This is a genomic window from Leifsonia sp. Root1293 (assembly GCF_001425325.1).
Classification (GTDB): Bacteria; Actinomycetota; Actinomycetes; order Actinomycetales; family Microbacteriaceae; genus Orlajensenia.
Genome location: NZ_LMEH01000002.1, coordinates 998,433 through 1,018,324, shown reverse-complemented (window position 1 = coordinate 1,018,324; position 19,892 = coordinate 998,433). Strand labels below are relative to the sequence as shown.

Below are 19,892 nucleotides of genomic sequence, written 5' to 3'. Positions count from 1 at the left end.
ATTACGGTTGTGTGACACGAACGGGGGTGGTGGCTCCCTGCCGCCCCGCGCGGCCGTCGCGAGACTCGGCGATTTCCGCCCGACTGCCGCCCCGACTACTCGCGGGCTCCGCGAGTGCTCATGATGCGCCGGTACAGCGGCAGGCTCGTTCGAGCCGCGACCAGCAGAGCCAGGCGCTGAGGCTCTCTCGCGCGCGCCAACGAGATCACCACCGACGGAGTCATCTCGGTGCGGGCCGAGCGCACCAGGGCGCGCGACTCCTGCTCCGTGTATGCCCCGCTGGTCGCATCCTTCATTCTGGAGAGCAGCGAGAACCGGGCCGTGTAGTAGTCGAGCTCACGGCCATCGACCCCTACCCGCCGGGCGCACTCGTGCACCACGGCGCCGACCTGCTCGAGGGAGCGTGCACGCTGAGTGTTCGACCTGATGATCGAGCCGCTCCGCAACCTGTAGGTGTAGACGGCGTCGCGGATGCCGACGACCGTCTCCGCCGCCACCAGGAGCTGGGCGACCATGGCCTGGTCTGAATGCACGCGCGAGCGGGTGAACGTGATGGCCGGAAACAACGTGCGGGCGAACAGCTTGTTCCAGAGGTGTCCACTCACCCGACCGACCAGCATCGCCCGGAAGGCAGTCGCGCCATCCACGGAGCCTGGCGGCAGCGACGGAACAGGTCGGCGGGATCCGTCGACGGAGAGGTACTCGGCGCCGGCGCACACGACGTCGGCGGCGAAACCGTCGGCGGCCGCGAGCATGGTCTCGGCGGCATCCGTCGTCCACTCGTCATCGGCGTCGACGAACCAGATGAACCGCCCCGACGACGCTTCGACCCCCGCTTCACGCGCTGCGGCGACTCCGCCGTTCTCGGCGAGGGGGACGAAGACGACCGACGGATGCCTGTCGGCGAGCTCGGCGCCGATCCTGGCCGTCGAGTCACCCGATCCATCGTCGACGACCACGATCTCGACGGCGATGGTCTGGCGGAGCAGCCGTTCGACGGCGTCCCCCAGGAACTCGGCGGCGTTGTAGGCCGGGATGACAACGCTGACGTCGGTCATCGCGGTCCATCCGCGGCGACCATCTGCAGGACGGTCTCGAGATCCCTCCCGCTGGATGCAACGGAGAAGCGGTCGAGCCAGGCGTCGATGCCGACGACATCGATGGCGCTGGCCCGTTCGACGGCGTCGGCGAGCTGCTCGGCGGACGGTCCCAGGGCGAGTTCACCGGTGATGCCCGGCACGATGGCGTCGGCGACGCCCAACGCGCCGGACACGGCCACAGACGGCACACCGGCCGCAGCCGCCTCGACCAGCACGTTGCCGAAACCCTCCCGCAGCGATGGCAGCAGCACGACGGAGTTCGGCTTGAAATGCGAGAACCAGTCCTCGACCCAGCCCTTGTCGTCGAAGGTGACCCCGAGACGCTCGGCCTCTGCCGTCACGGACTCGAGAAGTGGGCCGCCGCCGAAGGAGATGACCTCGGTGGGGATTCCGCGCCGGTTGAGCTCGGCCGCGGCGTGGATGGCCAGTTCCGGTCGCTTCTGGGCGACGAGGCGGGCAGCCAGCACGAGCTGGAGGCCGCCCGCGGTTCCCGGCACCCTCACGACGCGGTCCATTCCGGCCACCTTCGCGGTGGCGGGGTTGGCGACGACAGTGCAGCGCTCCCCCGAGACACCGAACCCGCTGACGAGTTCCCCGGCGACGGGATGCGAGATCGCGATGACGTGGTCGGCGCGGCCGTACATGCGCCGTGCGAAGCCGATCTTCACCTTGTGCGGCAGGTCGGAGTCCGCCAGGCCCAGCGACACCAGGTTGCGTTCGCTGATGATCACCGGGGGTCGGCGCGACTTGGGGCTGAGCGCTGCGGCTGTCAGCAGCACGAGGTTGGCGTGCGCCTGCAGGCTGACGGCGACGTCGGGCCTGAAACCGCCGAAGATCGCGATCAGTGCCCGCGACTTGCCCACATGACCGCCGGCCGTCGCGATCTGGTAGTGCACGACGCCGTCGGGCAGGTAGGTGTCCGTCGCCTTCGCCGACGTGGTCACGACGGCCACCGAGTGGCCGCGCTCGACCAGCCAGCCCATCCAGGTGCGCGCCACGAACTCGGCTCCACCGCCGTGCAGCGAGGGAACGACGAACAGGATGCGCAGTGGTGCGTCGGGCTGGGTCATCGGGCTCCTTGGGTTCTGCTGACGTCTGGGGCGGTGTCGAGGGCACGGATGCGGCGGGCCGGGGTTCCGCCGTAGAGCGAATCGGGCTCGCAGTCGGCCGTCACGACGGAGCCGGCGGCGATGATGCACCCGGATCCGATGGAGACACCGCCGAGCACGATGGCACCGGCGCCGATCCACACTCCGTCCCCGATGGTGATGGGGGCGCTCACCGCGGCCCCGGCACGGGCGGACGCCGGACCGATCTCGTGCGTCGTCGGGACCAGCTGCACCCGCGGACCGAGCGACACCCTGTCGCCGAGCACCACGGGTGAATTCGACCCGACGAGCAGTTCGACGTTGATGAAGCATCCGTCTCCGATGCTCAGCAGGTCGACTCGTTCGATGAACCGGATGCCGGGACGGATGCGGGTGCCCGTTCCGATGCTCGCGCCGCAGAAGCGCAGCAGGCGCACCCGCACCCGCGGCGACCACAGGGCGCTCGGTGCGACCACCGTGGCGATCACCCGCGTGAAGCCGCCCATCAGCGGGGCTCCCCCGCCGCGACCAGCACGGGCTCGTCGAGCCCCGCGGTGTTCGCCCGGGCCAGCTCGATCACGCGGGGCAGGCCTGCTGCGATCGCAGCCCGGGTCGCCGATGTCTCCGGTACAGCGTGGGCGAGCGTCGCGATGACGGGTCCGGCGAAGTCGCCGACCGGCGAAACGCACAGCTCGGGGGCACCGATGAGCTCCATGAGCCCCTCGACCTTGCCCTGCGTCGCGAGGGTGACGGCAGGCGTGCCGCCCATCATCGACATGATCGAGAGGTGCATACGGCCGGTCACAGTGACCGTCGCGCGGGCGGCGAGGGCGCGTACCTGGGCCGGGGGCAGCAGGGCGTCGATGAGGGTCACGTCCGGCCCGGCGACGACTGCCGCCACGGCCCGACAGGCGACGAGGTCGTCGCTCAGGTCCTTGATCACGTGCGGCAGGATCACGACGTGCAATCCGGCCGAGCGCAGGTGGTCGATGATGCGGCGGTACTGGGCGGTCTGGTCCTTCGTACGGGCGATCAGCCCGCTGACGTTGACGATGGCGAAGGGCACGTCGGGGATCGGCACGCTCGCATCCGTCGTCGTCGCGGCGAAGACGATGTCGGCGACGAGGGTGACGTTGTCGATGCCCTGCTCGATCGCCCGCTCGGCCGAACGGGGATCCCGCAGTAGCGGGACGACGCCGGCGCGGCTGGCCCTGATCAGGGCGCGGCGGGCACCGAAGCTCGGCGATCCGTTCCAGCTGAAGCCCACGATGCGGGTGGGAACACCTTCGCGGGCACCGATCTCGGCGAGCGCCGCGCGACGAACGGAACCTCGGAGGCTGTAGCGGCCGTCCATGATGTCGGCGCCGATGATCGAGAGGCTCCGTGCACGGCGCAGCAGCTCGACGAAGGAACGGATGGCCTGATCGTGGGCCGGGCCCTCGCCGTAGACGAGGCTCGGGAGGGGCAGCACCTCCACCTTCGCGCTGACGGCATCGGGGACGACGAAGTCGTCGGTCTCGCGCACGATGGCGATGATGGGGCCCGGTGCGTTCTCGAGGAACGCCTCGAACAGAGCCTGGTCGCCGATGTTGCCTCGACCGGGCGCTGCGATGAGCAGGTGCACGTCACGCGCCACGGATGCCGCGAGAGCGGCGGATGCCTTGCGGGCGGTCGCGCGATCCTTCCGTGGCGGAAGGCCCGAGCTGTAGCGCACGTCCCTCCACGAACGGCGGAGTCTGGATTGGATCCGGCGTCTCATTCCTTCTCCGTTCGGGTGGTGGATTCGGGGGTCTCGGTGGCGGTCGGTGCGGATGCCGCCACGGGAGCTGCTGGATCTTCGGGAGCTTCGGGGGCTGTTGGAGCTTCGGGAGCGGTCTTCGCGCGGCTGAGGTAGCGACGGGCGCCGATGACCTGCAGCACATCGGCCCGGAACCTGGGCCAGATGGCCGCTTCGAGCGCGAGCATCCCCAGCAGGGCGACCCATCCGATGGCCAGGTGCAGGATCGGCTGGTCTGCGGGTACGGCGAGAGTCGATGCGTACGAGGCCCCGGTGGCGATGCCGAAGACGATGATCATGCGCAGTCCATTGAAGAACAGGCGCTTGGCGTCGACGTCTGAGACCTTGCTGATCCAGATGAGGGCGATGGGCCAGGTGATGCCGAGGCCGAGCGCGAAGCCGGCCGCCACCCCGTACACGCCCCAGAGCGACCCGAGCAGGATGAGCCCGATGGTGAGGGGACGCGTGACGAGGGCCGACCAGAGGTTCGCCTTGGTGAGTCCCTTGGAGAGGAACACCCAGTAGCTGACGTAGGCGGCGGCCTGGAACCAGCCGGCGATGAGCAGGATCTGGAAGACCGGAACCGCCTCCAGCCACTGCTCGCCCAGCATGATCGAGACCACGGCCGTGGCCTGGGCTCCGAGGAACGCGAACATGAGCCCGACGATGGTGAGCAGCGTGGTCTGGCCGAAGCTGATGAAGGCGTTGAACCTCTCGCGCTGGTCCTGCAGCCGTGACAGCACGGGCAGCGCGACGCGTGTGGCCGGTGCCTGCAGCTGGAGCAGCGGCAGCATCACCAGCTGGAACGAGCGGTTGTAGAGGCCGAGGGATGCCGGCCCGAACCGAGCGCCGATGATCACCGAGTCGACGTTGCGGCTGACGTAGTTGAGCATCTGCGCCAGGAAGACGGTGACGCCGTAGGACAGCAACGGCTTCATGCCGGCATGGCGATGGATCCCACGGGGATACCAGTCGGTCACGATCACCAGCACGATGAGCACGAGGGCCGCCTGGCCGACCTGCTGGACCGCGAGCGCCCAGTAGCCGCCGCCCATCACGGCGACGACGATCGCGGCGACGAGCGCGATGGCCTGGCCGACGGCATCCGCCACCACGAGTCGGCCGAAGCCGAGGTGACGGCCGAGGTCGGCACGGAACTGCGTCGAGAGGCCGTTGATGAGGAACGTGACCGAGAGCACCTCGGTGAGAAGGCGCAGCCTGTCGTCGCCGTAGAGCGAAGCGATGGGGCCGGCCAGCACGAAGGTGACGACGGTCAGCACCGCGCCGATGCCCGTGTTGATCCAGAACAGGTTGTCCTTCTGCTGCGGCGAGAGCGTCTTGGCCTGCACGGCCGCGGACGAGAGACCGAAGTCGCGGAACACCTCGCCGATGCCGATCACCGCTGTCACCATGGCCACGAGTCCGAAGTCGGTCGGCCCGAGCAGACGGGCGAGCACGACGACGCCCGCGAGCTGCACGATCACCCGCACCGCCTGGCCGCCGATCATCACGACGGCGCCGCGGGATGCCGAGGTGGCGAGCGACTGCTCGACTCTGTCCTCCGGCCGGCGCTTCGTGCGGGTCATCGGGTGGCCCGCGCGATCTCGATGGCACGGCGGTAGGCGGCAGCGTGCTCCTCGCCGAGGACCTTCCAATCGCGCCGCGCCAGGTCGGGGGCGGTATCGGCCGCCACAGTGCGCACGGTCTGGAGGGCATCGGCGATCACCGCAGGCGTCAGCTCGCCGTCGTACTCGATGACCCAGCCCGGGCCCACCTCCTGGCGGAGTGCCGTGTTGGCCGGCGACCTCGGCACGAGCGCCGGACGCGACAGGGAGAGCGCCACGAGGATGGCGCCCGAGTTGTGCATCTCCCGATAGGGCAGGACCACGAGTTCGGCCTGCCCGATCTCGGAGACGAGCACGTCGTCGTCGACGTAGGCGAGCAGCGCCGAGGTGCGTGCATCTCGGGCGGCGCGCTCCTCGACCAGTTCTCGTTGACCGACGCTGGGGCTGCCGACGACGCGGAGCGTGAGGTCATCGCCGGGCAACTCCCGGAAGGCGTCGAGAAGAAGGTCGACTCCCTTGTACGGACGGATGATGCCGAAGTACAGGATGCGGCCCGGCACGCGAGCGGGCAATGGGTACCGGGCGAACTTCTCGATGTAGTGCCCGTGCAGGATGGTGACGGCCTCGGCCTCGGTGGGCAGCTCGGTCGTGGGGTTCAGCCTCAGGTAGAGCGAGGTCGACCTGTCGATGAGGTCGAGGGAGCGGTTCTCGGCAGCCGAGCCCTCCTCGTGCGGAGTCACGTTGTGCAGGGTGCGCACGATGGGGATGCGCTTGCGCTTCAGCCTGAACACGAGCACCTGCAGCGCACGGCGGCGCGCGAACCGCTTCAGCGGGTTCCTCCCGCGGATCATGAGCTCCGGCCAGTGCACGTGGAGCACGTCGTAGTCGGCCTTGAGCGCCCCCTTCCATGTGAAGTACCTGATGCTGACGTCGGGTGATGCGCCGTCGACGATGATGTCGACGTACTTGGTGCGGCCGTCCGGCGGGGCGAGGGTGTGCTGCACCACGAGAGGCCGCGCTGGCGTGGGCGACAGCGGGATGGTGCTGCTGGAAGTGTTCGAAGTCATGGGCGCCTTGTCGTCTCTGTCCGATCTGAAAGGGTGGAACGACACTGAACCTCCTGCCGACAGTACCGCCGGACTTTCGCCGGTACGGTGGGTGTCGCGAGATGTACACCCGGTCGTAACGTGTGAGCAACACTCGCGGATGGGCGTTTGGTACAAATTGGATGTACAGACGCGTGCGCCGTGGCTCGCTGTGAGAAATCAACGAAAGGCCAATGCGTGAAGATCTCAGTCATCGGATGCGGTTACCTCGGAGCAGTGCACGCGGCCAGCATGGCCGAACTCGGGCACGACGTCATCGGAATCGATGTCGACGAATTGAAGATCGCCGCGCTGGCTGAGGGACGAGCACCGTTCTTCGAGCCCGGCCTTCCCGAGATCCTCATCTCCGGCGTGAAGTCCGGTCGGCTCCGCTTCAGCACCGACATCGCGGATGCCGCAGGGGCCGCAGTGCACTTCGTCGCCGTCGGAACGCCGCAGAAGAAGGGCTCGTACGCCGCCGACCTCACCTACGTCGACGCCGCCATCGACGCCCTCCTGCCGCATCTCTCAGCAGGCGACCTCGTGGCCGGCAAGTCGACCGTGCCGGTCGGCACGGCCGCCAGGCTGGCGGCGAAGATCGCGGCATCCGGAACCGGGGCGAGCTTGGCGTGGAACCCCGAGTTCCTTCGTGAGGGATTCGCGGTGAAGGACACCATCACGCCGGACCGCCTGGTGTACGGCCTTCCCCCCGAACCCGACGCCGCAGAGCGCGCCGAGTCGCTCTTGAGCGAGTGCTACGCGACGGCGATCGCCGCAGGCACTCCCCTGGTGACCACCGACTACGCGACGGCCGAGCTCGTCAAGGTGTCGGCCAACGCGTTCCTGGCCACCAAGATCTCGTTCATCAATGCCATGGCCGAGATCGCCGAGGTGACCGGCGCCGACGTGACACAGCTGGCCGATGCGATCGGCTACGACGTTCGCATCGGTCGCCGCTTCCTCGGAGCCGGTGCCGGCTTCGGAGGCGGATGCCTGCCGAAGGACATCCGCGCCTTCACCGCACGCGCCGAGGAGCTCGGTCGCGGGGAATCCGTCGCCTTCCTCAAGGAGGTCGACGCCATCAACCTGCGTCGCCGCCAGCGCGTCGTCGACCTCGCTGTCGATGCGCTCGATGGCGAAGTGCACGGCAAGCGCGTGGCGGTTCTGGGCCTCGCATTCAAGCCGTTCTCCGATGACATCCGGGATTCGCCAGCGCTCGACGTCGCCGTGCGCCTCAAGGGCCTCGGCGCCGACGTGATCGCCACAGATCCCGAGGCCATCGAGAACTCTCGTCGGATCCACCCGCAGCTCGACTACGTGGCCGACACCGCCGAGGCGCTCACAGGAGCCGACCTTGTGGTGCTCGTGACGGAATGGAACGAGTACCGCCAGATGGAGCCGGCCTTCGCCAGCGCCCTCGTCGGCTCCAAGGTCATCATCGATGGGCGCAACTGCCTTGATGCTGCAGCCTGGCGCGCCGACGGCTGGACCTACAAGGGCCTCGGCCGCCCCTGATGCACGCCCACTGAGGCCCGGACGACGTCCGCCGCTCCCGCTCGCTGAGGCCCGGACGAAGTCCGCGGCTCCCGCTCGCTGAGGCCCGGACGAAGTCCGCGGCCGAAGCGCAGGAACGCCCCGCTCTCGCCTGTCGGCGGACGGGGCGATCCTGCGTGGTCGGTCAGTGCCGGGTGAGCACCTGCGAGAGCGGCCGCTTCGGTGAACGCGCCACCCTGTAGCCGTCCGCGGGCGCGTGCCCGACGGCGATGAGGCAGATCACGTCTTCGGAATCCGGGATGCCGGCCTCCTGTCGCAGCGCGTCGGTGCGGGCGTTGGTCATCGACCAGTTCAGCATGCAGGTCGAGAGTCCCAGTCCGTGCAACGCCCAGACCAGGGTCATGGCAAACAGGCCGCCATCGATCCAACGCTGGTTGCGCTCACCGGCTCCGGCGAAGAGTCCGCGCTCGACCGTGACGACCATCACCGTTCGTACATGGCGCCGGAAGCCGGCGTTGCCGTTCTGGTGCGCGAGGATGCGGGCACTGTCGTCGGCGCCCTCGAAGACATGCACCCGGGCGGCCTGGCGGTTGCACACAGATGGAGTTGAGCCGGCGAGGCGCACAGCGTCGTCGATGGTGCGCGGGTCGACGGGGCGATTCTCATCGAAGTCGCGCACGCTGTGCCGGGTGGTGAAGAACTGCTCGAGCAGCCCGGGATCGATGACATCGGACGGAGCGGCCGGTGGGCTCACGATGTCGCTCAGCATTCCGGTGGTGTTCCATCCGGCCAGCGCTTCCCGCGCGTCGACGGCGAAGGCCTGGTAGCCCTCGTCGATGGCGGCGCCCGCCGGAACCAGCATGGCGAGTCGGCGATCCACAGCGTCGCCGAAGGGCTGCTTCGGCGAGCGCAGGCTCAGGCCCTTCTCCACACGGTGATAGTCCTTCGTCACCTGCGTCTCCAGATGGATACCGGTCAGCCGCGCATTCGCCGCGTCGTCGGTCGGCGCCGCCATCGCCCTGTAGCTGCGGTAGTCGCGGGCGAACTCCGCTCCCATCGCGAACCGCCGGCGCACCATCCGCACCGGCTTCCGCACGAGTTCCCGTACACCTGCCATGATCAGTCCTCCCCCGAGAGACGGGGCAGACACCCCGCGTTCAGGGTACAGACGCGGTATTAAGGGCGGATTACAGGATGCTGCACGTTCGATTTCCGCTCGCTGAGGCCCGGACGAAGTCCGCGGTCGAAGCGCGGGTACCCTTCAGCACCGACACGCTTTGGGGCGGTCGCTCCGCTCGGCCCTCAGCGAGCGCCGGTCACATCCAGGACTGGAACGTCTTGATCATGTCGGTCTGCGTCCAGCCCGGGACGACGTGCCCTTGGTCGTGGTACTGCACGATCACCTCGGTGGCGACGGGCTTGGCCTTCTCAGCGAGGGCGAGTCCGTGCCTCGACGGAATGACCAGAGGATCGGCCAGCGACACCACGGTCTTGATGCGGGTGCCGGTCCAGGCCGACTGGGCGAACCGCGCAGGGTTCGTGGCGATGGCCAGCGCGCGGTTGTTGCCGTACACCGGAGCGATGCGCACGGGGTCGCGGTCGAAGAGGTCCTCCATGTCGTACGTGGCGTTCGCCATGTACATGCCTCGGGCAGCCGGCACCAGCTTCTTGCCGTAGGAGTAGCACATGAGGGATCCGCCGCCGGAGTTGCCGCGCATGAAGCTCAGGCCGACCTTCCAGACCGTGCTCACGTACTTCGACACGTTCACCTGCGCCTGTATCGCCGGCTGCGTCGTCCAGAGGCTACCGCCGTAGTTGGCGCACACGCAGACGGCGCCTTGGTCGACAGCCATCTCGGCGCCGTACTTGTACGCCCCGTCGATGGAGGTGTAGTCCGATCCGTTGGCGTGGAAGAACCACAGCACTCCGACAGCCTTCTTCGTGCCGGGAAGCGAGGCGTAGGGCACGAAGATGCGCACCCTGTCGCTGCCGAGCACCACGTCGATCGCCTCGTACTGCTTCTTGCCGAGCTTCGTCACCCGCACGGCGCTGCGGCTCACCTCGTAGGGCAGCTTCGGGATGGGTGACGTCGCGGCCTGCGCGACACCGCCGGTCGACAGCGCGCCCAGCAGGAGCCCTCCGGCGGCACCCCCGAGCACTGTGCGCCGGTTGAGGAGCGTCGAGGGTCGGCTGTCGATCGACGTGGGGCGCGTTCCGGGCATGCTGCCTCCTGGCTCACAGACGGCCCGACCCGCGCCTGCGGGTGGCCGATTCGGCACGACTCTAACAACGCCATCAGTCTGAAAACACGGATGCCTCATGTTGTTAACAGGATCGACACGCAGGCGTTTCCCCGGGCGGCGAGGCGTCCTTGCGCTTTGCGGATGCCCCCTATAACTTGTGAGAACCGTACGTGGGGCTGAAGCCGGCCACGCACGGCGCGAGGGAACGGGCGATGATGTTGGACCGATGATGCGGCTCTGGCAACCGAGTCTCGCTTCCCTGAGGTCCACCCCTCGCGATGTGAACCGATGCAGCATCCGCGCGAGGAGGAGAACCGATGGCCACCATCGCGATCATCTCGCCAGCCACGGAGACGAGGGTCTCGGGCACGGTCAACGTCGTGGCGAAGATCACGGGAGGCACGAAGGTCTCCGGCGTGACCATCATCGTCGGCGTGCCGGAGTTCGGCACCCGCGAGGCGAAGGGCGTTGGAGGCGGCAAGTACTACATCGCCTGGAACACCACGAGGAAGCTCGTCGACAACGTCACTCCGACGCCCTCGGACGGCGTGTTCTGGATCCGCGCGCGTGCCGTGGTCGACGGGGTCACCATCACCTCGCCGTTCATCGGGGTCGCGACCGCGAACCGCTTCCAGAACGATGCGCTGCCGACCGGCGGATGGCGGTCCGAGCTGGCCTGGGCCGCCAAGTACGACGGAACCCTCGAGCAGTGGAAGGCAGGCCACGGAGCCGTCGTGGGGGCGAAGTACGTGCAGCTGGTCAACGACCCGATCCTGGGGTCGGCCCGCAAGGTGGCCAAGATCTCGGTTCCCGAGAGCGCCCGCTACGACGCCGATCAGCCGACCAAGACCACGGTGAGATTCCAGTCGTCGAGCCGGCGCAACATCGTCGAGGGCGACGAGTTCTGCGTCGGCTTCGCCTTCATGCCGCCGGCCGACTTCCCGACGGTCTATCCCAAGAGCGATCCGGCCAACCCGAACGGACCCGACGCGACCGGGTACATCGCCCTGTTCCAGTTCTACGGCCCGCCCTACGTGCAGGGATCGCCGTTGGTGCTGCACGCCGACCGGCGCCTGGCCAGCGACCCGCTGGATGAGTTCGTCGTGCGCGGCAACGAGCTGAACGCCGGCGACCCGTGGCCCTATCTGTCGTTGCCCTACCGCCGCGGCCGCTGGACGGATGTGGTGCTCCGCATCCACGTCTCGCGTTCCATCTCGAAGGGCTGGATCGAGACCTACGTGAACCAGGGAGCGGCGACGAGCGTTCAGCCCGTTCCCTTCGTCAACGGCGCCCATCGGGTCCCACGGGTGCTCGCGCGTCCGGATTCGGAGGCCTTCCGCACCGACATGCAGATCTATCGCGTCGCCAACAGGTTCCCCGTGGTGTCGATGTACCAGACGGGACACCGGATCGCCCGCACGGTCGCAGAGGCCGATCCGCGCTCCTATCGCAACGGGGCCAAGCCGTGAGCGGCGGCATCCGTCGTCGAACCGTGATCGTGGCGGCCCTCGGCACCGTCGCTGCGGGAGCCGTCGGCGTTGCCTTGCTGCCGCGGGATGCGGTGCCCGCGATCTCGGGAGCCGGTGCCGGCACTCCCACGCCGACGCCGCCGCCCGCCCCGACACGCACCATCGACGAGGTGCGAGCGGAGGCGCTCGGCAGTGCAGGCATGAGGCTGGCGGCGAGTCCGTGGGGCCCGGATGCCGCAACGGCGACGACGTGGAGCACGCTGTACGTGTCGTGGTTGCTGCGTGAGAACGCCGTGCCGCAGACTCCGGATGCGCGTGAGTTGTACGAACACTTCAACGCTCTGGGACAGGTCGGGACGGAGCCGCGAGACGGTGCCGTGATCTTCTACAGCGACGGACCCCTCGAGAGCATCTATCACGCCGGCTACGTCGAACGCGCGAGTGCCGGCGTCGTCGCCACGGTGGAGGGTGATGTGCCTGACTTCCTGCCTCACGACCAGACCTTCGTTCGCCGCTACGGGCAGCCCTGGGATTCGAACATCGTCTTCGGATACCCCGAGTACGTGGTGGCATGAGTCCCACTCGGCGCCGTCGTCTGGCCGCCGTGCTGATGGCGGTCTACCTGCTCGTGCTCGCCCTCGTGGTGCTGTGGCCAGAGCCCGTCGACAAGCCGGCGAACCACGAGGTGTACGCCTCGATCATCTGGTTCCACCAGCTGGGCCTCGACTGGGTGACCTACGACATGATCGAGTTCACGTCGAACGTGGTGATGTTCCTCCCGTTCGGAATCATCCTGACCGTGCTGCTCGGCCGTCGCCTCTGGTGGCTGTCGACCCTGGCCGCCGTGGTTCTCTCGACAGCGATCGAACTCACCCAGCTCCTCCTGCTGCCCGATCGCTACCCGAGCGTTCGCGACGTGATCGCGAACAGCATCGGCGCCCTCATCGGCAGCCTTCTCGTGCTGCTGGTCGGCACGCTCATGGCACGCGGATCGCGGGCATCGAGCGGCGTGCGGGGCACTGCACCGGCGCGCACGTCGATGCGCTGAACACGCGCGCCGCCGGAAGTCTCGGGCAGTCAGTCGCGGTGTTCACCGGAGATGGCCGCGAACACCCGGGCGACGAACGCGACCACGATGAGAAGTGGTGCGACCAGCAGCATGATGCCGGCGGATGCGGCACGACCCGCGATCGCGCTGAGGCCCGAGATCGGAGCTTCGAGCACGACGGCGTCGAAGGTGTCACTGGTGGGTCGCTGCGAAGCGCTCACGTTTGCGGAGCTCATCATTCTCCCGAACTGCCCGCACTACCCGAAAGAGCGGGACTTCTGAATGCTATCGAGCGATGGTGAACAGCGGCTGGACGGGAACACCCCAGTCCGCGGGGGCATTTCGTGGCTCGAACGCGCGCACACGGTCGTCGTTCGGGAAGATCCCAGATGGCTCATGGTTGAATGCTCGGATGCCTGAACTTCCGGACACTCGTCGCGCCTCAAGACGAGGCAAGCGACGTACGCGACGCGTCTGGGTCTGGGTGGTCGCAAGCGTCGGAGTGCTCCTCGTCGCCGCAGTCGCGTGGGTCGGCATCCGCGGCTGGATGGCCAAGAGCGAGCTGGAGTCGGCCCAGGCCAAGATCTCGACGCTGAAGACGCAGGCGCTGGCGTTCGACGTCGAGAAGGCCGAGCGCACCGTGAACGAGATCTCGGACTCCACCGCAGCGGCCGCATCGCTCACGAGCGATCCCGTCTGGCGGGCCATGGAGGTCGTCCCCCTCGCCGGACCCAATCTTCACGCGGTTCGCCAGCTCGCGAGCGTCACCAACCTGGTGATGACGGATGTCGCCGGCCCGCTCGTCGGGGTGTTGGGCACGATCAACCCGTCCACCGTCCTGCCCGCGGGTTCGGCTCTAGACCCGCAGCCGTTCGTCGATGCCACCCCTGCCGTGGAGCGCGCTGCGAGTTCGATGGAACGAGCCCAGTCCCGGATGAGCCAGATCGACACTGCGAGTGCCATCCCGCAGGTAGCCGCCATTGCGACGTCTCTGCGAAATCGTCTCTCCGACATCGCTGCGCCGATAAAGTCTCTGGGCTCCGTGATTCCCTTGGTCCCCCAACTCTTGGGAGCTGACGGCACACGTACCTACGCAGTCGTCTTCCAGAACAACGCGGAATCGCGCGCCCTCGGCGGCACAGCGCTCTCCTTCGCGGTGCTGAAGGTCGACGCCGGCCGGATCGTGATCGATTCCATCGTGCCTGCCGGGTTCGACAACTTCCCCAAGTCCGCCAGCTCGATCGTACCCATCCCCGACGGCGCCGAGGCGGTCTACCCCGACGGCATCTACGGAACCTTCATCGCCAACGCGACCCTTCGCCCGGACTTCACTAGCGCCGCAGAGATCATCCAGGCCAACTTCACCCAGGCTCGCGGAACTCCTCTGGACGGCGTCATCTCGGTCGACCCGATGGCATTGAGCTACATTCTCCGGGCATCTGCGCCCATGACAATCTCGACTGGCGACGTCATCGACAGCAAGACGCTGGTGCCGTTCATCCTCAACACCGTGTATGCGAGATATGACAGTGGCGATGTCGTCGAAGACAACATCATGCAGGACGCGGTCTATGGAGAGGTCGTGCAGGCGGCGTTCTCCCGCTTGATGGACGGATCCCTCGAGCCTGAGGCCGCGATCGCCGGCATCGGCCGAGGACTGTCTGAACAGCGACTCATGCTCTGGAGCGCGCATGAGGTTGAGCAGTCGGCATTCGCGGCGCTGAACGTGAACGGGCCACTGCCGAAGAGCGATGCGACAACCGAGAAGGTCGGCATCTACTTCCAAGATGCGGTCGGGTCGAAGCTCAACTACTACCTCCGCCAGTCCGTGACCCTCGAATCCGGTGCCTGCGGCACGGACCAGCTGTCGACCTACGGCGTGCAGGTCGATCTCTCGAGTGCAGTTCCGGCCAACGCGGAAGACCTCTCCGCATCGATCATTGGCCAGTGGGAACGCGAGAACCTGCAGCCGGGCGAACAACGTGTCATCACCATGCTGTACGCGCCCCCTGGTTCGACGATCACGGGCATTACAGTCGACGGCCAGCCTCAGGATCTGCCGTCGCTCCATGACACCGACTACCCCGTTGGGAAGGTCACCGTTGCGATACCGCCTGGTGGCGTCTCGTCGATTCGATTCACCTTCACGGATGGGGGCTCGAGTCCGAAGGAGCTTTCAGCGCAGGTGACACCAATGGTTGCGGCTACTGACGTTGTGTCGCAGGCCATCTCGTGCTCACCATCATCCTGACCTTGGATGCCTACAGCAGCGAACCGCTCAGATCACCCGTTCACGGGACCCCGCGACGAGTCCCCGCTGCCGAACTTGTCAGCGCGCCGGCTGACGGGCGGCGCGGTAAAGTGGTCAGCGCAGGACATGCAAAGACAGACGGACGAGGGACTCGGTGTCAGACACATCAGCGCGTCCACTAACGAAATTCGGACGCGTCAGCCGGTCGATCCTGGTGGTGGCGCTCCTTCTCGGCTCTCTCTTCCCACCGGTGTTCGGCTTCAGCCCGGTGCTCGTCGCGACGGTCATCGCTGTACCGGTCATCATCTTCGAGGTACTTCGATTCTTACCTCGCATTCACCCGGTGCTGGTGTTCGTCATTCCCCTCTTCTGCATCTTCGCCCTGCACGCGCTCTACGTTGCTCCGACGACTGATTACGGTGACGACAAACTCCAGAAATGGATGACCATCACTGCAGTCTCTGCGGCGGCGGCATGTCTGATCCGCGACCGACGGACCATCTACACGCTCGGTTGGGCGTGGATCTTCGGCTCGAGTGTGTTGGCCATCCTTGCTGTAGCGGGCTATGACGGCGGGCGAGCCGACCTCTTCGGTTCGAACCCGATCTGGCTTGCTCGGGCGCTCGCTGCGGGCATCATCATAATGGTGTGGCTGCGATGGGAGAAGGCCGCCAAGACCTTCCCGACCATTCTCGTGGTAGCCATCCTCGGCGCGGGGATCCTCGCGTCAGGGTCTCGAGGGCCGCTGCTCGCAGTCGTCGTCGGATTGGGGGTCCTCACCGTGTTCTCCCAGCGCGGCCGGGTGTGGAAGATCTCCCTCATCATCGCCGGGTGCGTGGCCGCTGTGTGGGCTGTAATCACCCTCCCCTTCTTCGCGAACAGCCGTTTCGCGGACCTCTTGGAGAACGGGGACACAGATCAGACGCGCGAGCTCTACCGGGCGATCACTCTTCGGATCATCGGCGAGAACCCCGCTGGTGTCGGATTCGGCAACTGGTCGATCGTTGCCGGGCATCCGCGGCACCTGTGGCCCCACAACATCTTCCTCGAGGTGTTCGCTGAACTCGGCGTCCTGCCTGGCTCGATCCTTGTCGTTTCTCTTGTCGCTGTCCTGATCGTCCTCGCCACCCAAGCCCGATCGAACCGCACCACGCTCCTCGTGCTCGCTCTGTTGAGTGCAGAGACACTCAGCGTGTCGATCTCCGGCGACCTGAACGCACGCACTTTCTGGTTCCTGCTGACGCTGGGCTTCCTGTTTGCGACGAGGAACGTATTGGAAGGCGGTCCTGCACCTGTGCGAGGCCGCCGAGAGAACTTCACTCCCTCGGTATCACCCGAACCAGCACGACAAAAGTGACCGCGTAGCCGATGCACGTCCCGATCCCGTAACCGATCACTGCGAGCAGAAGGGCACCGGTCATCAGGTTGAGGATGATCGCAAGGCCCAACGACAGGCACAGCCGCATGAGCTGGATGTAGAAGAGGTCGCGTTCGCGCCCGATCATCATGAACAACGGAGTCGCCGGTGCTATAAGGAGCTGGAGCCCGGTGGGCAGCGCGAGCGCAGCGATGACCCACCCCGCCTGCTCCCATCCCGGTCCGAAGACGGGGACGGCGAGAAGCGGCCCGAGCACTGAAAGCGCCACCGTAGTGGCGATCGCCAGAGGTATGAGGCTGCGGGTCTGACGAACCAGCTCCGAACGCAACGATGAATCCCTGGAACGCACGAGCGGCGCCAGGTGGGACTGCGTGTACTGGGAGAGCGCCTGGCTCACGAGCGACAGTGGCGCGCTGGCCGTGCGCTGCGCCACTCCCACGTACCCCGCTGCCGCGCTGCCGAATCCCACCGACGAGTACAGAGTCAGGATCTGAAGGGAGGCCGAGGACACCAGTCCTGACGCCACTGCATACATGCCTCGGCGGGCGGACCACGGCAGATGCTCGTCCGTACCGTGGTCGCGCCGATCCTTGCCACCCCACTCGCGCGTTGCGAGAACTGCGATCAGCCGCCCGACAAGGATCGAAGCCGCCAGCAGGAAGAGGTTCGGAATGAAGATCGCAACGGCTGCTTGCAGGGCCGCGGCGATCAGACCCGCTGCGACGTTCCGGATGGCGAGGCGGCGAAGCTGGCGGTCTCGCACCAGGTAGGCGTTCTCGATCGCCATGCTGGCGTAGCTCACCATGATCATGGCCGCCATCGTCGCCGATGCGGCGAAACTCGATTCGTCGAGAAGGGCACCGGCGACTCCGACGCCGAGGAGCGCTATGCCGGCACAGACCTGCGACCAAGTTGCTATCCGGGAGATGCGCTTGAGCTCCCGGCTGGTCACGACAGAGGGGATCACGAACTCGAGGCGCAGGGTGGCCAACGGCTGAAGGATGAGCCCTGCTGCGAGGGCAACCTGATAGATTCCCAGGTCGCCGGGTTCGAACACGCGCGTAAGCACCGGCATGACAGCCAGAAACGCGATCTGTCCCGCGATCTGCGATCCGATCAGCAGCGCTCGTGACCGATTCATCGGCTGATGGACGTGAGCGTGTCATGCAGATCAGCCCGGACGGCATCCACCCGTATTCGCGCCGATCGGACACCCGAGTGTGCGAGCGGCACGAGTTCGGCCAGTGCATCGGGGGTCAACTCCCCGATACGATCGGCGTTGTCACGGCCATCGGGCCCCACCCAAGGCAGCCCAACTACCTCCATGTGCTGCGAGATCTTGCGTGTCGCCCTGTCGCACCACCCCAGAGGCACGCTCCCCTCGGTGGCGGCGATGATTAGCCCGTGCAAACGGTCCGAGAGGGTGACCCTGCTCTGCGCGTAGGTCGCGCGCACAACCGCCTCTTGGGCGAGGTGGTCGTCGAACTGCCACCCCACGAACCGCGCACCGAGGTCACGGGCGAGGCGACTACCCATTGCGTCGTCGTCCTCCACCTGCACGACGACAACAGGCTCGAGAGACAGACGAGTGGCCAATTCACGAACTGCTCGGACCCAGCGCAGCGAGGGATACTCGCGGTCACCGCGCAATGAGATCGCAAGGAGCGGCCGCTCGGTAACAGGTCCATCGGGCGCCAAGGTCTGCTGGCCATCCAGTCCGAAGCCCCAATCGGGCATGACCGCGCCCCGACCCATAAGCCTCGGGGAGTCGACGTCGCGCCAGAGGAGGACATCGCACCACCGCGCGAGCAGGTCGAACGGCCACATGAAGCCCGACTTTCGAACTTTGACACCTCCTCCCAGCCACACGACCCGGCCGCCCTTCACCTTGATGAGGGCCAAAACGGGGAGAGCTGCGATCATGCCTCCGAAGTAGGCCTTGGTCACGCCGAACTCACCCGCGTTGAAGGCGAACACCGGCTTGCCCGTGACCGAGGCGCGAAGAAGCCGAAGGTACCATGCCACGAACGAGACAGACGCCTCGCCAGCCGACAGCCGCAGCCCTCGGACGTAGCCTGATTCCGGGGGACCTGCCCATACGGTGAGCGGCCCGGCGTCCCTGAGCGCGTCGGCGTAGGGTCGCCGCAGCATCGAATCGCCGACGTTTCGAAGGTGACCCGTCAACCAGACGAATACGGGTGGACTACTCTGCACGAGTGCTGCTCCTTGGTCGGTCGGCCGCAAGTACGGACAGAATTGCATCGGAGACGGCTGACGGTTCCCAGGCGCGCAGCGCCACCTCGCGTGACTCGATGAATGCGGACTCATCGATCGATGCCGCACCGGCAAGCCATGCTTCGGCTACGGCTGCCAATGACATCGCGTCGCTTCGCTTGAACGTGAGCGAATTGACACCGAGGGTGAGGGCCTCCACCTCGGATGCGTTCTGGGGATTGTCAGGAACAAGCACGGGAATCCCCGCTCGCAGAGCGTCGACTGCCAGGAGCCCCATGTGCTGTGGTGAGACCACGAGCGTTGACTCTTCAAAGATCGTATCCAGCCGATTCCTGTCGTAGACCCACCCATGGAAATGCACGAAATCCTGATCGAATCGTCGACGGAGTAGCTCGAATTCGTCTCCCTCTCCGACGATGTCGACGGAGATGCCCGGATACCTCTCGCGAAGAGCGAGTCCTGCCTCGATGAGGACGGACAACCGCTTGTCGGCGTTGACCCTTCCGACGAACGTCAATCGCATCCGTCCATCGCTGGCGAGCTCCGCGGCGCGGCGCATCTCCCGATAGCGTTCAGCCCCATCTACGCGCGCCAGGACGTCCGCGTTCGAGATCGTGGCGTTCCTGACCACGTGGACCTTCGAAGCAGGGGTGCCCCACTCCCTTGCGGCGGCGGCCTCTCCTTCACCGTAGACGAGCAGCCCGGCGGCAAGCCGGTTCATGATCTCCTGAAAAAGCCGTTTGAGACTTCGATCGCCGGCACGCCCGCATTGGCCCCAGAGGTACGTCGGTCGGCGACGGAATCGACGAGCGAACAGAATCGCCCATGTCGACAATGACGTCGTCGCAGGTCCGACGATGGCCGCGTCGTAGCCGCCTGCAACGGCGGCGCTGAACGCTCCCACGTCCCAGGTGAACGGACCGAATCGCAGAGAGCGGACTTGGCGGAGCGCCGGAAGATCTGCAGGGGTCAGTGTGGCGATGCTTGCCTTCACGGAGCTGCCCGAGAGTATGTCGACGTTAGCTGAGCGATTCTGCACCAGTTGCTCGATGATCGTCTGACGATAGTGCGGGAAGCCGAAGTAGTAGACCAGAACCTTCATGCAGCGCCGTCGTCACAATTTCGCGGCCATAGAGTACCCGGGCTCATCACTGGGTCC

General features: G+C 66.7%; 18 protein-coding genes. 6 read left to right on the top strand and 12 right to left on the bottom strand.

Annotation, left to right across the window (positions count from 1 at the left end):
* Window positions 1–95: 95 nt before the first annotated feature.
* The 6 genes from ASC59_RS16550 to ASC59_RS16525 are packed head-to-tail and all read right to left on the bottom strand — an operon-like array spanning window position 96 to window position 6,597.
* A complete protein-coding gene (locus tag ASC59_RS16550) occupies window positions 96–1,058 on the bottom strand; it encodes a glycosyltransferase family 2 protein (RefSeq protein WP_055825213.1) in 963 nt (320 codons plus the stop codon).
* A complete protein-coding gene (locus tag ASC59_RS16545; RefSeq protein WP_055825210.1) occupies window positions 1,055–2,170 on the bottom strand; it encodes a glycosyltransferase in 1,116 nt (371 codons plus the stop codon). Before ASC59_RS16545 ends, ASC59_RS16550 begins: the two co-directional genes overlap by 4 nt.
* A complete protein-coding gene (locus ASC59_RS16540) occupies window positions 2,167–2,694 on the bottom strand; it encodes a DapH/DapD/GlmU-related protein (protein ID WP_055825207.1) in 528 nt (175 codons plus the stop codon). The genes ASC59_RS16545 and ASC59_RS16540 overlap by 4 nt, the downstream gene beginning before the upstream one ends.
* Window positions 2,694–3,902 (bottom strand): polysaccharide pyruvyl transferase family protein, encoded by a 1,209-nt coding sequence (locus tag ASC59_RS16535; protein WP_055825204.1) that lies wholly within the window; start codon window positions 3,900–3,902, stop codon window positions 2,694–2,696. The genes ASC59_RS16540 and ASC59_RS16535 overlap by 1 nt, the downstream gene beginning before the upstream one ends.
* A gap of 41 nt (window positions 3,903–3,943) precedes the next feature.
* On the bottom strand, window positions 3,944–5,551 hold the full coding sequence (locus ASC59_RS16530) for a lipopolysaccharide biosynthesis protein (RefSeq protein ID WP_200942415.1): 1,608 nt from the start codon (window positions 5,549–5,551) through the stop codon (window positions 3,944–3,946).
* Window positions 5,548–6,597, bottom strand: a complete 1,050-nt coding sequence (locus ASC59_RS16525; protein WP_055825193.1) for a glycosyltransferase — start codon at window positions 6,595–6,597, stop codon at window positions 5,548–5,550. Before ASC59_RS16525 ends, ASC59_RS16530 begins: the two co-directional genes overlap by 4 nt.
* A gap of 216 nt (window positions 6,598–6,813) precedes the next feature.
* On the opposite strand from ASC59_RS16525, the gene ASC59_RS16520 reads away from it, so the two are divergent.
* The gene (locus tag ASC59_RS16520; protein ID WP_055825191.1) at window positions 6,814–8,130 is read left to right on the top strand and encodes a UDP-glucose dehydrogenase family protein; all 1,317 of its coding nucleotides are present in this window, start codon (window positions 6,814–6,816) and stop codon (window positions 8,128–8,130) included.
* A 163-nt stretch (window positions 8,131–8,293) separates the two neighbouring features.
* Here ASC59_RS16520 and ASC59_RS17335 read toward each other — a convergent pair whose 3' ends face one another.
* Window positions 8,294–9,226 carry a nitroreductase family protein gene (locus tag ASC59_RS17335; RefSeq protein WP_157488206.1) on the bottom strand — a complete coding sequence of 311 codons (933 nt, stop codon included), beginning with the start codon at window positions 9,224–9,226 and terminating at the stop codon, window positions 8,294–8,296.
* Between the two features lie 199 nt (window positions 9,227–9,425).
* Window positions 9,426–10,331, bottom strand: a complete 906-nt coding sequence (locus ASC59_RS16510) for a hypothetical protein (protein ID WP_055825179.1) — start codon at window positions 10,329–10,331, stop codon at window positions 9,426–9,428.
* A gap of 338 nt (window positions 10,332–10,669) precedes the next feature.
* Here ASC59_RS16510 and ASC59_RS16505 point away from each other — a divergent pair, with 338 nt between their 5' ends.
* From ASC59_RS16505 to ASC59_RS16495, 3 genes are read left to right on the top strand one after another with little or no spacing between them, the layout of a single operon-like run.
* Window positions 10,670–11,821, top strand: coding sequence for a hypothetical protein (locus ASC59_RS16505; protein WP_055825176.1), 1,152 nt, complete (start codon window positions 10,670–10,672; stop codon window positions 11,819–11,821).
* Window positions 11,818–12,396, top strand: coding sequence for a CHAP domain-containing protein (locus tag ASC59_RS16500; RefSeq protein ID WP_055825173.1), 579 nt, complete (start codon window positions 11,818–11,820; stop codon window positions 12,394–12,396). Before ASC59_RS16505 ends, ASC59_RS16500 begins: the two co-directional genes overlap by 4 nt.
* Entirely contained in the window at window positions 12,393–12,869 is a 477-nt protein-coding gene (locus tag ASC59_RS16495; RefSeq protein WP_055825170.1) for a VanZ family protein, read from the top strand. The genes ASC59_RS16500 and ASC59_RS16495 overlap by 4 nt, the downstream gene beginning before the upstream one ends.
* A gap of 29 nt (window positions 12,870–12,898) precedes the next feature.
* On the opposite strand, the gene ASC59_RS16490 is transcribed toward ASC59_RS16495, so the two are convergent.
* Window positions 12,899–13,090 (bottom strand): hypothetical protein, encoded by a 192-nt coding sequence (locus ASC59_RS16490; protein WP_055825167.1) that lies wholly within the window; start codon window positions 13,088–13,090, stop codon window positions 12,899–12,901.
* Between the two features lie 191 nt (window positions 13,091–13,281).
* On the opposite strand from ASC59_RS16490, the gene ASC59_RS16485 reads away from it, so the two are divergent.
* Window positions 13,282–15,120: a DUF4012 domain-containing protein gene (locus ASC59_RS16485; protein WP_162243195.1), complete on the top strand. Its 1,839-nt coding sequence runs from the start codon at window positions 13,282–13,284 to the stop codon at window positions 15,118–15,120.
* Between the two features lie 217 nt (window positions 15,121–15,337).
* Window positions 15,338–16,477 carry an O-antigen ligase family protein gene (locus ASC59_RS16480; protein ID WP_157488204.1) on the top strand — a complete coding sequence of 380 codons (1,140 nt, stop codon included), beginning with the start codon at window positions 15,338–15,340 and terminating at the stop codon, window positions 16,475–16,477.
* Here ASC59_RS16480 and ASC59_RS16475 read toward each other — a convergent pair.
* The 3 genes from ASC59_RS16475 to ASC59_RS16465 all read right to left on the bottom strand — a co-directional run bounded on the left by ASC59_RS16475 (window position 16,437) and on the right by ASC59_RS16465 (window position 19,835).
* Entirely contained in the window at window positions 16,437–17,639 is a 1,203-nt protein-coding gene (locus ASC59_RS16475; RefSeq protein ID WP_055825146.1) for a lipopolysaccharide biosynthesis protein, read from the bottom strand. The two genes, ASC59_RS16480 and ASC59_RS16475, sit on opposite strands and share 41 nt — an antisense overlap.
* Entirely contained in the window at window positions 17,636–18,523 is an 888-nt protein-coding gene (locus tag ASC59_RS16470; RefSeq protein ID WP_157488202.1) for a hypothetical protein, read from the bottom strand. The genes ASC59_RS16475 and ASC59_RS16470 overlap by 4 nt, the downstream gene beginning before the upstream one ends.
* Window positions 18,524–18,701: 178 nt before the next feature.
* Window positions 18,702–19,835 (bottom strand): glycosyltransferase, encoded by a 1,134-nt coding sequence (locus ASC59_RS16465; RefSeq protein WP_055825143.1) that lies wholly within the window; start codon window positions 19,833–19,835, stop codon window positions 18,702–18,704.
* Between the last annotated feature and the right edge of the window lie 57 nt (window positions 19,836–19,892).

Coding starts and splice junctions, on each gene's coding strand:
- ASC59_RS16525 (WP_055825193.1), bottom strand. CDS start 6,597: ATGACTTCGAACACTTCCAGCAGCACCATCCCGCTGTCGCCCACGCCA.
- ASC59_RS16510 (WP_055825179.1), bottom strand. CDS start 10,331: ATGCCCGGAACGCGCCCCACGTCGATCGACAGCCGACCCTCGACGCTC.
- ASC59_RS16530 (WP_200942415.1), bottom strand. CDS start 5,551: ATGACCCGCACGAAGCGCCGGCCGGAGGACAGAGTCGAGCAGTCGCTC.
- ASC59_RS16550 (WP_055825213.1), bottom strand. CDS start 1,058: ATGACCGACGTCAGCGTTGTCATCCCGGCCTACAACGCCGCCGAGTTC.
- ASC59_RS16475 (WP_055825146.1), bottom strand. CDS start 17,639: ATGAATCGGTCACGAGCGCTGCTGATCGGATCGCAGATCGCGGGACAG.
- ASC59_RS16545 (WP_055825210.1), bottom strand. CDS start 2,170: ATGACCCAGCCCGACGCACCACTGCGCATCCTGTTCGTCGTTCCCTCG.
- ASC59_RS16465 (WP_055825143.1), bottom strand. CDS start 19,835: ATGAAGGTTCTGGTCTACTACTTCGGCTTCCCGCACTATCGTCAGACG.
- ASC59_RS16505 (WP_055825176.1), top strand. CDS start 10,670: ATGGCCACCATCGCGATCATCTCGCCAGCCACGGAGACGAGGGTCTCG.
- ASC59_RS17335 (WP_157488206.1), bottom strand. CDS start 9,226: ATGGCAGGTGTACGGGAACTCGTGCGGAAGCCGGTGCGGATGGTGCGC.
- ASC59_RS16485 (WP_162243195.1), top strand. CDS start 13,282: ATGCCTGAACTTCCGGACACTCGTCGCGCCTCAAGACGAGGCAAGCGA.
- ASC59_RS16540 (WP_055825207.1), bottom strand. CDS start 2,694: ATGGGCGGCTTCACGCGGGTGATCGCCACGGTGGTCGCACCGAGCGCC.
- ASC59_RS16495 (WP_055825170.1), top strand. CDS start 12,393: ATGAGTCCCACTCGGCGCCGTCGTCTGGCCGCCGTGCTGATGGCGGTC.